The organism is Candidatus Protofrankia californiensis, assembly GCF_900634765.1.
Taxonomy (GTDB): Bacteria; Actinomycetota; Actinomycetes; order Frankiales; family Frankiaceae; genus Protofrankia; species Protofrankia californiensis.
The window spans coordinates 1-10,829 of record NZ_CAAAFT010000238.1 but is presented as its reverse complement, the minus strand read 5'-3'; the positions used below and the strand labels follow the sequence as shown (position 1 = coordinate 10,829).

9 protein-coding genes and 1 pseudogene are annotated in these 10,829 nt (G+C 65.5%); 3 read left to right on the top strand and 7 right to left on the bottom strand.

Annotated features, from left to right (window positions below; translation table 11 throughout):
* The first annotated feature begins 717 nt into the window (after positions 1-717).
* Complete coding sequence (locus tag DD1DGNOD_RS12900; protein ID WP_206443138.1) at positions 718-3,828, top strand: SpoIIE family protein phosphatase; 3,111 nt, start codon at positions 718-720, stop codon at positions 3,826-3,828.
* A 99-nt stretch (positions 3,829-3,927) separates the two neighbouring features.
* On the opposite strand, the gene DD1DGNOD_RS12895 is transcribed toward DD1DGNOD_RS12900, so the two are convergent.
* The 4 genes and pseudogenes from DD1DGNOD_RS12895 to DD1DGNOD_RS12880 form a co-directional block, all read right to left on the bottom strand.
* Complete coding sequence (locus DD1DGNOD_RS12895; protein WP_131764830.1) at positions 3,928-4,137, bottom strand: hypothetical protein; 210 nt, start codon at positions 4,135-4,137, stop codon at positions 3,928-3,930.
* A 34-nt stretch (positions 4,138-4,171) separates the two neighbouring features.
* Positions 4,172-7,030 (bottom strand): NACHT domain-containing protein, encoded by a 2,859-nt coding sequence (locus DD1DGNOD_RS12890; protein ID WP_131764829.1) that lies wholly within the window; start codon positions 7,028-7,030, stop codon positions 4,172-4,174.
* 727 nt (positions 7,031-7,757) lie between these two features.
* Positions 7,758-8,124 (bottom strand): annotated as a pseudogene (locus tag DD1DGNOD_RS12885) (DDE-type integrase/transposase/recombinase); the annotation flags it as partial.
* Positions 8,125-8,231: 107 nt separating this feature from the next.
* Complete coding sequence (locus DD1DGNOD_RS12880; protein WP_206443139.1) at positions 8,232-8,591, bottom strand: hypothetical protein; 360 nt, start codon at positions 8,589-8,591, stop codon at positions 8,232-8,234.
* Positions 8,592-8,782: 191 nt separating this feature from the next.
* On the opposite strand from DD1DGNOD_RS12880, the gene DD1DGNOD_RS12870 reads away from it, so the two are divergent.
* Positions 8,783-9,013 (top strand): DUF433 domain-containing protein, encoded by a 231-nt coding sequence (locus DD1DGNOD_RS12870; RefSeq protein ID WP_165034659.1) that lies wholly within the window; start codon positions 8,783-8,785, stop codon positions 9,011-9,013.
* On the top strand, positions 9,010-9,381 hold the full coding sequence (locus DD1DGNOD_RS12865; protein WP_131764826.1) for a DUF5615 family PIN-like protein: 372 nt from the start codon (positions 9,010-9,012) through the stop codon (positions 9,379-9,381). The genes DD1DGNOD_RS12870 and DD1DGNOD_RS12865 overlap by 4 nt, the downstream gene beginning before the upstream one ends.
* 217 nt (positions 9,382-9,598) lie before the next feature.
* Here the strand turns inward: DD1DGNOD_RS12865 and DD1DGNOD_RS29375 are convergent, their stop codons facing one another.
* Genes DD1DGNOD_RS29375 through DD1DGNOD_RS29365 form a run of 3 tightly spaced genes read right to left on the bottom strand, consistent with a single transcriptional unit; the run spans position 9,599 to position 10,554 of the window.
* Positions 9,599-9,841 carry an IS3 family transposase gene (locus DD1DGNOD_RS29375; protein WP_241251133.1) on the bottom strand — a complete coding sequence of 81 codons (243 nt, stop codon included), beginning with the start codon at positions 9,839-9,841 and terminating at the stop codon, positions 9,599-9,601.
* Entirely contained in the window at positions 9,822-10,241 is a 420-nt protein-coding gene (locus tag DD1DGNOD_RS29370; RefSeq protein WP_241255686.1) for a DDE-type integrase/transposase/recombinase, read from the bottom strand. Before DD1DGNOD_RS29370 ends, DD1DGNOD_RS29375 begins: the two co-directional genes overlap by 20 nt.
* Complete coding sequence (locus DD1DGNOD_RS29365; protein WP_241255685.1) at positions 10,180-10,554, bottom strand: IS3 family transposase; 375 nt, start codon at positions 10,552-10,554, stop codon at positions 10,180-10,182. The genes DD1DGNOD_RS29370 and DD1DGNOD_RS29365 overlap by 62 nt, the downstream gene beginning before the upstream one ends.
* Positions 10,555-10,829 lie beyond the last annotated feature (275 nt).

Below are 10,829 nucleotides of genomic sequence, written 5' to 3'. Positions count from 1 at the left end.
GGGGCGGTTCGGAGCCTCCCCCCGCAGGGCGGCTCCGGAGGGCCAGACAACCTCCATCTACTCGTACAGCACCACAGTCGGTAAGCACGCCATCGCATAAAACAACCTACCTCCCGTGTTCATGTTCACACCGCATCACTCGATCACGCCTGGTCAGACGCCGAGACAGCGGACCTCACCAACGCAACAGACCCCCGAGGAGTCCTTCACGGCTGCATATCCAGGATCTACACCGCTTCCGTGGCCTTCACCGTGATTTCCGCGGCTCGGCACTCCCTGTTTCCCGCCGAAGCGGGCCCATAACGAGGCGGCAGGCTTCGCGTCATGCTACGGACCGTCCAGTCGCTCCCCCTTGCAGGGCTTCTGACACTGGGCTTCGACCCGGGCCCGTTACCGGACCGAGCCGCCAGTCTGCTACCGGGCCCCTGGCGGCTACCCGGACCGGACTTCCACCGGCAAGCGACGACGAGCTGACGATAACCAGATCAGCCGCTCACACGGCGTCACCTCCCGCTGTCCGCTGGGCGCACGAAAGATCGAGGTTAAGGCCGACGCGGTCACCACACGCGCCACTCCCAACAGGTTCTCGGTGACATGCGCCTCGTTGCGGGCATGGCATTCATTCCGAAGAATGCTGATTTCTTGACAGTGTGAATGCGGTTCTTGGAAGGCTCTGATACCGTCTACTCCGGCTTAGTGAGAGTGGCAGGTGATGGTGTGAGTGTGACGAAGCCTCGGCGCACTCAAGTGCAGCGGGCGCGACAGGCGCGGCTGCGCCTCCTGATGGCAACCGGCTGTCTGAGTAACACCGAGGTCCTGCGGTTCGCGCTCCAACAAGCGGTTGCTGATCTCCGCGGGCTGGGCGGCATGGCGCACCTGTGCGGCGCGGTCGACCGCAGGCTGCGTCTGGCCGCGACCAGCGGACTCACCCGAGATCTCGCCCAGGCGTGGGAGGACATCGGGTTTGATGAATCGGAGGTTCCTGCCCAAGCGGTGCGGGAGAGCATATTTGTGTGGGTTCCCGTCACTATTGGGACAGATCCGACGCCTGCTCGCTGGACGGACGTATCGGAGCCGCCCGCCGGGGCCGCGGAGCAGTCGCGCTCCTTCCCCGAGGGCACGGGGCTGGCCTGCGTGCCCCTGCTCGACGCGAACGGCCCGCTGGGCACGCTGTCCATCCTGACAACCGCGGCCGGCCCACCCGACGCCCAGGAGCAGGCATTCCTCCGGACGTTGGCCGGGCGGACCGTCGATCGCCTACGGCAGACCCCGCCCGCCCTGAGATCCCTGAGTCCCGCCTGGTGGCAGGAGCCCTCCGGCTCCCGTCTACAGGAGGCCATGCGGGCGGTCGAAGTCGGCACCTACGACTGGAACATCCGCACGGGCGAGTTGTACTGCGACGAGGTCACGTTGACGGCCGGTGGACTGGACCCGGAGACCTTCGACAGGCGTATCGAAAGCTGGCTTGCCGGCATCCATCCGGACGACCTGCCCAGGGTGCTCATCGAGATCGACAGGACGGTCAAAACCCGGAACGTGTACAGCGTCGAGTACCGGGTGCGCCGTCCGGAGGGAACCCTCGGGTGGGTGGAAGTCCGGGGTCAGATCACGGTCGGTGAAGACAATGAACCGCTCCACATGACCGGCACGCTGTGGGACACCACCCAGACCCGGATGGCGCAGGACTCGATCGGCCACGTCCTGCGGCACATGAGCGACGGATTCATGGCTGTCGACGCCAGCTGGCGGATCACATATGTCAACGTCGTGGCGGAGCACCTGTTCGGTTCGTCCCGCAGCCTCCTCGGCCGCCTGCTGTGGGACGCCGCCCCCGACATCACCGCTTTCGGCCTGGAGACCCGTTCCCGGCAGGCCGTCGCCGACGGCAGACCGATCGGCTTCGACGCCCGGTCGCCGGGCACCGGACGCTGGTACCACATGCGGCTGGTCCCGGTCCCCACCGGTCTGATCGTCTACTTCACCGACGTGACCGAAAAGCGTAGGCGTGACGCAGAACGCGACCGTGCCGCCCATGCCGCCGCCACACGCGCGGCCCGTATAGGCGAGCTGACCAGCGCTCTCGCTCAAGCGCTTACTGTTCGTGATGTCGTAGATGCGGTTGCCGATCGCGTGCTGCCCCCGTTCGGCGCTACGGGGCTGATCGTCCAGGCGATTGAGGGCGAGTACCTGTGCGTGGTCGGGGCTGCCGGGTACCCCCAGACGTTCCTCGACCATCTCGACGGGGTCCGGCTCTCGGAAGCCTTTCCGGTTTCCGAAGTACTGCGCAGTCGTACCCCGAGGTTCGTCGCTTCGGCGGAGGAGTTCGCCAGCCTGTACCCCGAGATCGCCGACTACCCTGCGATAGCGGGAAAGGACGCGTGGGCATTCCTGCCGCTGATCGCCTCCGGACACCCTATCGGCTGCTGCGTCATCTCCTTTGCCCGGCCGCGCCACCTCACCGCCGAGGAGCGCACCCTGTTCACCACGTTGAGCGCACTGATAGCCCAGGCCTTCGAACGGGCCCGCCTGTATGACGCCGAGCACACCCGCGCACAGGAACTGCAGCGCGGAATGCTCCCCCGCGACCTGCCCCTCCTACCCGCCGTCACCACCGCCGCCCGCTACCTGCCGGCCGGCGAAGCCACGGAAGCCGGCGGCGACTGGTACGACGTGATCCCCTTGTCCGCCGAGCGCGTCGCCCTCGTCATCGGCGACGTCATGGGACACGGACTGTCCGAGGCCGCCACCATGGGACGCTTGCGCACCGCCGTCCACACCCTCGCCGATCTAGAATTGTCCCCCGACGAACTCCTAACCCATCTCAATGACCTCGTCAGCGGCCTCGGCGACGACTACTACGCGACCTGCCTGTACGCCGTCTACGATTCCACCACCCGCATATGCGCCGTCGCCAGCGCCGGCCACCCGCCGCCCGCCATCGTCCGTCCCGATGGCACCGTCCATTACCTCGATCTCGCCCCTGCCCCACCCCTGGGTGCCGCAAGCCCACCTTTCGACACCGTCGAGACGCACCTGCCCGAGGGAAGTCTCCTCGTGCTGTATACCGACGGAATGGTCGAGTCTTCCACCCGCGACATCGACCACGGGATGACCCGACTCGCCCAGACCCTCACCGCCGCCCAGACTCGGACCACCCACCGGCTCCCTCACAGCGCGACCACGAGCGGGAGTCGATACGGCCGAGATCGCCTCAGGGAAACCGAGCCCATCGAGCGTCTCTGCGATGCCGTCACCTCCGCCCTCCTGCCCGCCCGCAAGCTGGCCACCGACGATGCCGCCCTGCTGATCGCCCGTACCCACGGCCTCACGTCCGAGGACATCGCCTTCTGGCCCCTGCCGGAACACCCCATCGCCGCAAGCCAGGCACGCAGCCACACCCGAACCCAGCTGAGTCAGTGGAATCTCCACGACCTTGCCACCACCACCGAGTTGCTGGTCAGCGAGCTGGTCAGCAACGTCATCCGTCATGCGAAAGGACCAATCCAGCTGCGCCTCCTGCGCAGCGAGACTCTCACGTGCGAGGTTTCCGACGGCAGCCTGAGCACACCACGCATACGCCGCGCAGCCGACATGGACGAGGGCGGACGCGGCCTCCAACTCGTCGCCGCACTCGCCCACCGCTGGGGCGCCCGCTACACCCCCACCGGCAAGTGCATATGGGTTGAACAGCTTCTGCCCTCATCCGATCCGATTTGCCGTCGGTCGCCGCCATCGAGGAGCGTGGGCGGACCTGAAGCGGCGCTGTTGCATTCATCGATTACCGGCGATCTTGACCGCAGATCTTCCCGTCGGCGGGGGCTCATGTGACCGAATCACGGAGGCTTCAGACACCCCGGAACGACTGTGGAGGACGTCTCCACCGGAAGATTTGTGGTTAAGATCGGCCGATCCTGACGGATGCAACAGTCACGTCCAGGCCGGCCAGGGGGTGGCGACGGTGTCGCCGTCGAGGTAGGTGAGGATCTCCCGGCCGTGTTCGTCGATGCCCAGGACGCGTGGAGCTCCGTCGAACCCGACGGTGGCCAGATGCCGGAGCAGGGTGTGGATGGCGGAAGACTCGTGTCCGAGCCAGAGTGCGATGAGGGTGACGTCGATGCCGGCGTGCAGGAGGTTCATCGCCGCGGTGTGCCGCAGGGGTGAGTATCTGGATCTATGTGTCAGGTTCTGCGGAGGTGACTTCCAGGAGGGAGGGCCCGACTGGTCGTCGTTGGTGCCACGCTGCGAGAATGTGGCGCACAGCTCCCGCGGCTGCCCAGTCCTGTAGTCGAATTCGCGAGACCGCCACGGCTACCGTGTCCGCCACCTTGGGACGGGTCAGAGCCTGCTCAAGGACTTCCGGGTCTGCCGCAGCGGATCTTACTGGCAGTACGGCGGTGCGTGGCTTACCTGCTACGGTAGAGACCTTTGTGCGGTCGAGTTCTGCTAGTAGTTTCTCCAGCGCGTGTTTGTCGGCGGGCTCGAGGTCGTTGTCGTTCAGGTGTGGGCGGAGGAACCATCCCAGACTCTTGGCGGTGCCGCGGTGCGGTTGCGGTTCTGTCTCGCTGGCTGGCCGTTGGAGTCCGGTGAGGGTGCTCAGGGAGAGGGCTTGGACCGGGTCCAGTTGGATGGTGGCGCGAAGCTGGCGTGCTTTTGCGGCCAGGGTGTCGCTTCTCTGCTGGAGGGTGTGGAGCAGGACGCAGGTGGCGGCGCGTTGAATGGCGCTGCCGGCGGCGGCCTGTTCTAGTGCGCGGATCACGAGGGCGCGCAAGCGAGGGTCTGTTGCGATGCCTGCAAGGGTGAGGGCCCGTTGGCGCAGGGATTCGTTCGGTGGGTGTTGCAGTAGTTCCAGTGCGTGCTGGGCGAGTAGGGTCCGGTACTGGGGTGTCCGGGCCGCGATGTCGTCGTCGAGCATGTCGGCGGCGAGTTCCGCGCCGGCGCCGATCACGATGGCGAGGAGGTCCTCGGCCTCGATCTCGCGCAGCAGACTGACGGCACGTGTGCGCAGATGCTCGCGGAAAATGAAGGTGCGGCCGGCAGCGAGCAGCCAGGTGTTGCGCCAGTGCGCGGAGGGTGCCAGCAGGCGTAGCCGTTCGATGATGATGTCATCGGTGCCGGAGACGATGGCACGGGCGGCCATGAACTCCTGGAGGCTGCGGACCTCGAAGCCGATGTTGTGGTCGGCTTTGGGAATCAACAGCACGAGGCGATGTGTGGCGGCTCTGACGAGGTCGTTGGCCAGCCAGTGTATGTCGGGCTCGGGGTGGCCCTCGGCCGTCAGCCGGGCGATGGCCAGTGCCCGGAGTCGTTCGGCCGGCATGGAGGCGTCTGCCTCGCCGTCGGCTTCGGCGAGGACCTGCAGTTCCAGGCCGACCCGTTCGTGCAGTGCGTGCACGTCGGCGCGGTATTCGTCGAGCAGGCGGGCCAGCGGACCCCGTTTGGCGGCTTCGCGGGCGTAGATGGTCTCGTAGTAGGCGTCGAACAGTCGGGAGCGGTCTTGCGGGACGCGAGCGCGCTGTTCCAGGAGCAGCGACATGATGGTGACCTGCAGTGGGGTGCGCATGAGCCGGGCAGTCAGGGGTTCGTCGGCGGCTCGTTCGACTCGCCGCAGGACTCGGTCGCGCAGGTCGATGTCGTCGCCGTAGCGGGCGTCTGCCAGGCGGGTGGCGTAGGCGATGGCGGCTTGCGGCATCAGTGGGGCCAGGGTGAGATGCTCGTACAGCCTGTCAGTGAACTCGCCGGTATAGCCCTGTGGTCGAGTGGTCGCGACGATGAGCAGGTCGGCGTCGACGCGAGCGGCGTCCACGAGAAAATCGGAAATGTGACGCATGAGGTGTTCGCGGGCGTGTGAGGAGGCGACCTCGTCAAGACCGTCGAGTACGAGCAGCCATGGCCAGCTGGCGAGCCAGCCGCGTAACTTGCCGGCGGTGACCCTGTCGGTGGCGCGGGCGCTGACCCGGTCGGCAATCCAGCGCAGCAGGGACATGTCCGATCCTCCGGCGACGACGTCAGCGTAAGTGGCTAGTTCCACGCGGACGGGCCAGCGACGGCTGTTGGGTACCGGCAGGTTGATATCGGCCAGGCTGCCGCGCAGCGTCGTCAGGAGGTTGTCGGCTTCCGCCCCGAGCCGGTCGGCCTCGCCGAGAAGGGCTACCCGGTAGATTTGCGCGACCAGCTGCCCGAGAGTTGTCTTGCCTTGTCCGGGTCCGCCGACCAGCACGACGTGCGGACGCTTCTGGCCGATCAGACTCGGTCGGAGCACGCTGTCGCCACGTTCGAGCAGGTACTGGGCCGCATTGACGACTGCCAGCTTTTCTGGATGTGGCCGTAGCGCCGGGAGGTCGATGGCGATGCGGCCGAGCGCGAGTTTCTCGTTGTCGGCATGGCCTGCCTGCCCCAGCCGTACCCACTGTTCGGCAAGCATTTCCTTGATGGCATGGGAGGTGAGGATCTCACCGAGGTCCGCGGCCTGCCCTTGGAGTACGTCCGCCAGTAGCGTCAGGACGTCCCCGGGTGTGATGAGTCCGCTGAAGGCCTTTCGGACATCGGCGTGGCCGTCGAGCAGCCGGCAGATCTTGTCGTAGTGCCAGGTATGCCAGCCTTTCAGGCCAAGACGCTGAGCGTATCCGCCGACGAGTCGGTCCACTGCGTCAACGCCGCCGTCTTCGGCGCCCGAGAGCACGATGTTGGTACTGAGCAGCAAATATTGGGGGAGACGACCCTTTTTCCGCCGTCTGGACTCCTGGTCGGCCCACCGTTTCAGTTCTGCCTTCAGCGTTGCGCGGAACCAGCGCGTATCCGGAGTTGTTCCCAGGGGACGGTTTCGGAACTTCGCCTGGATCACGACGTAGCCATCCCAGTCGGAGACGCGGTCGTCGGGGGCCCATCGGACACGGCCGGTGTAGGTGGCTTCGCGTCCGCCGTCCGGGCCGTCGCCGAAGACGCTGACACCCGGCCCGAACACCTTCAGCGCAAGGGCTTGTGTGAGGTGCTCGAACTCACGGTTACCGAGTCGGGTCAGGTCGTAGTCCACACCGTGCATCCTGCCGGGGAGCACACTGTTGGGGAGCTCCCCAACAGTGTGAGCGGCGACTGATCGATGCGCTCCGCCGCGTCGCTCGGTTTCCATACGTCGTCGCAGTTGTGCGTCCGGTCGGCGGTCAAGCATGTGCGGACGGCATGACGGCCGACGTCCGATGCGCGATCTCCTGCCGCGGTTGTCGATGTGGCCGATGCCGGACGGCGGCGGGCGGCCCGGGTGCGGGCGCGTTGGCCGGTCAGGCGTGCATGGTCACTGCCGCGTTCGGCGCGGTCGTGTTCCCGCAGGACGGCCCGTGACCCCCGGCCGTCGGTGAGTTGACCGCGGTCGTGGAGGCCCTCGGAGCCGCCGACCGCGTGTTCACCAGCCGTGTGGCTGCTCCGGTCAGTGAACATCATCACCGGCGGAGGGCTGCTCACCGCCGCGCCCAGCGGATGATCCACAATGATCGTTCGGGCATGATCATACCCCGAACCGGCCGACACGGTGAATGCGGGCGCATGTAGCGCCCGATCACGGGCAGGTCCGTCGGCTCCTGCTCTCACCGACACGGTGAGTATCATGGCGTCAGAGTAAGCATTGCAGCGTCAGCGTGAGCACGAAACCCGCATTCCGGCGTCCGATGTATTCCGTTTTCGATACTCACGACGAACGACGCTGTCGTGCTGGGTCTGTTGCGTTCAGCGGAGTCGAGACATGGCAGGCCCCTCCAAGCCGGTGATCAGACCGCCGGGGTGAGCTCGGTGAAGGCGGCCGACAGCCGCAGGCGCGGGTCGGTGTCGACGCCGAGTTCGTAGTGGCCGCGGCGGATGTTCCGCACAAACGCATGCCCAGAACCGATCACCTGGGCAGAGCGGAGGCGTGTCAGTCCGCGCATCGGCCGGAGCCGGGCTTGCAGCTGGCTGTGATCGGATTCGATCCGGTTGTTCGCCCGCCGAGCATCGACATGGTGGGCGTCCGGGCAGCAGCTCGTCCAGGACCCGCGGGTAGGCCGCAGCCTTGTCGGTGGTCACTTCGACCGGCCTGCGGCCATGGGACAGCGCTCGGGTGAAGAACCTGCGGGCCGCGGCCAAATCCCGATGCTCACTGGGTGAGGTAGGCCGTCGGGCGAGGTGCCAGCGTGTGCTGGTCCTGCTCCCAACGACCCCCTCCCGAACCGGACATGATCGTTTCCGATCATCCAGCTCTCCAATGACTATTCCGTGTCGGGTGTCGCGGTTGGTCGCCGATTGTGGATGGTGTTGTGGCAGGCGGCGCAGACCACGAGGGTCTTTCGCCGCTTTCGTGCCATGAGTTCCGCCCATGGCGGCTGCGGTTTTCCCGGTGTGGTGAGGTGGGCGAGTTTCCCGACGTGGTGGGCTTCCACCTCGCCGGTGCGCTGGCACATCTCGCACCGTCCGGCCTGGAGTCGTTTGATCAGCTCCGTACGGCGGATGACGATGCCCGGGGGTGGTTGGCGGGGGTCTGTTGCGTTCGGCGGAGCCTGGCATGTCTTGCCTCCGCTGAATGCAACAGACCCCCACCCGATCGCCGACGTCACGATGGAACGGATCAAGCGCCGGCCCGTCCTCGGTGGTCTGATCAACGAATACGAACGAGCCGCCTAAAAGCCCAGGTCAACGCCGGTGGCCGAGTTCTGGCACCCCACAGGTCGGAGCCCACGGACGTACTTTCGGGCACCAACAGGCTCGGGCGAGATCTTCTTCTCGGCTCTGCCGTATCCTAATAGGGGAGAGGGGGTATGCCGTGCATTTCACCCGAATCACCGTGAACCCGGCGCAGATGGGTGGCGTGCCGTGTGTGCGGGGGCTGCGTATACCGGTCGCGACTGTCGTGGGTATGATCGCCGATGGGATGTCGGTCGACGAGGTCGTCGCCGAGCTGCCTGACCTCGGCCCGGACGACGTACGCGAGTCGTTGCAGTTCGCTGCCGAGGCGGTCCGGGAGCGGCAGCTTCCCCTCGTCGTACCGGCGTGAGGTTCCTCCTCGATAACAACCTGTCGCAGGGTCTTGCCGTTGGCCTCCGTGAGGCCGGCCACGATGTGGTGCACGTCCGAGACGTGAAGCTTGGTGCGGCGGACGATGAGACAGTGCTTGCGTTCGCCCGTGATGAGGAGCGGATCCTAATTTCGGCAGACACCGATTTTGGTGGGATCCTGGCCCGATCCGGTTGTAACCGTCCCTCCGTTATCCTTTTCCGTCGCGATGGCGGACGCCGACCGGCCGAGCAACTCGCGCTTCTGCTCGCCAACCTGTCCCAGCTCGCTGATGCGCTGGACGCCGGGAGCATGGTTATCCTCACCGATCGACTGATTCGAGTTCGTGATCTCCCGTTGATTCCGTAGTTGTTCTGTTGCGTTATGCGAGAACAAGACAGAGCGGGCCTTGTCAGGCTACCGATCAGACCGCCAAGGTGAGCTCGGCGAAGGCTGTGGGGTGCCAGAAGTCGCCACGACACGAGGTTACACACTAGAAGTGATCTACCTGGGACGGAGGGTCGGATGATCGACAGGTAGGTCCGGGCGCGTGCTGGAGCGTTCCCACTTTCGTGGACACTCCGTATTATGCGGCGCGCGCACCCCTTCGGTCAAATTGTGCCTCGAACTCGACAGGCGTGAGATAGCCGATGGTGGAATGAATCCGCCGCCGGTTGTAGTAGATCTCGATATACTCGAAGACACCTGCCCTGAGGCGCTTCACGGTGTCGAACGGGTGGAGGTGGATGAACTCCTTCTTCAGGGTCGCCCAGAACGATTCTGCGGCAGCGTTGATGCTCCTATAGATGTCAAGCGGCAGCGACAACATGATGCTCGCAATCGAAACAGATCCCGGTGCGGCCGACCGAGTTCCGCACGTTGTTGACCTTGCAGAAGTCAACGAATTCCTTGCCGGTGTACTGGCTGCCCCGATCAGAATGGAAGATCACACCTTCCGGTGGGCGTCGCCGTGCCAGGGCCATCCGGAGCGCGTCGAGAACAAGATCGGTGCGCATATGGTCGGCGACGGCCCAGCCGATGACTTTCCGGGAAAACGCGTCGACGACCGAGGCTATATACGCCCAGCCGTCCCAGGTACGCACATAGGAGATGTCGCCATACCACAGCCGGTCGGGTGCGGCAGCGGTGAAGTCCCGGCCCACCAGGTCAGGCAGCGACGACGGTTCGGCGGCCGGCACGGTGGTCGTGCGCCGCGGCCGGGGATGCACGCTGACCAGCTTCTAACGCGCGCATCAGACGCTGCACCCACTTGTAGGCGACCGTGATCCCCTGCCGGCGGAGCTCGTGGAAGATCCGCCGCACACCATACCGCCCCCGATGACAATCAAAAATCGCCTTGATTTTTGTCGACAGGGTGGCATCGTCGATGTCGTGCTGGGACGGACCCCGTTTCTTCCACGCGTAGTAGCCCTGCCGGGACACCTGGAACATCCGGCACATGTAGTCCACGGGAAACGTGTTGACGCCATCGGGCTGGGCAGGCTTCTTCGCCGCATGCACAGAGATGAACTCGAACTTCACTTCTGCTCGCTCGCGAAGAAGCTCGCCGGTCGGGTGGCCCGGGGGAATCTCACCCCCGGGCTCCCACAGAATCCGTGCGTGACAGTCTCCCGTCACACGGCTCCTATCACCCTGGTCACCAGAACGAGTGGACCCATTTTCCAGCTGGAGTCCATGGACGTGGTGTACGAAGAGCAACGATCTAGCGACTCGCCGAAGCGGCGGTCCGTGACGTAGAGCGACCACCGCGTGATCCTCACGAGAAACCTGCGAAGCAACTCGAGGGGAGAAACGCG

Bases quoted from the DNA above. Each gene is read 5' to 3' on its own strand.
- DD1DGNOD_RS12895 (WP_131764830.1), bottom strand. From the start codon at position 4,137: ATGAACCTCCTGCACGCCGGCATCGACGTCACCCTCATCGCACTCTGG.
- DD1DGNOD_RS29375 (WP_241251133.1), bottom strand. From the start codon at position 9,841: ATGTTGTCGCTGCCGCTTGACATCTATAGGAGCATCAACGCTGCCGCA.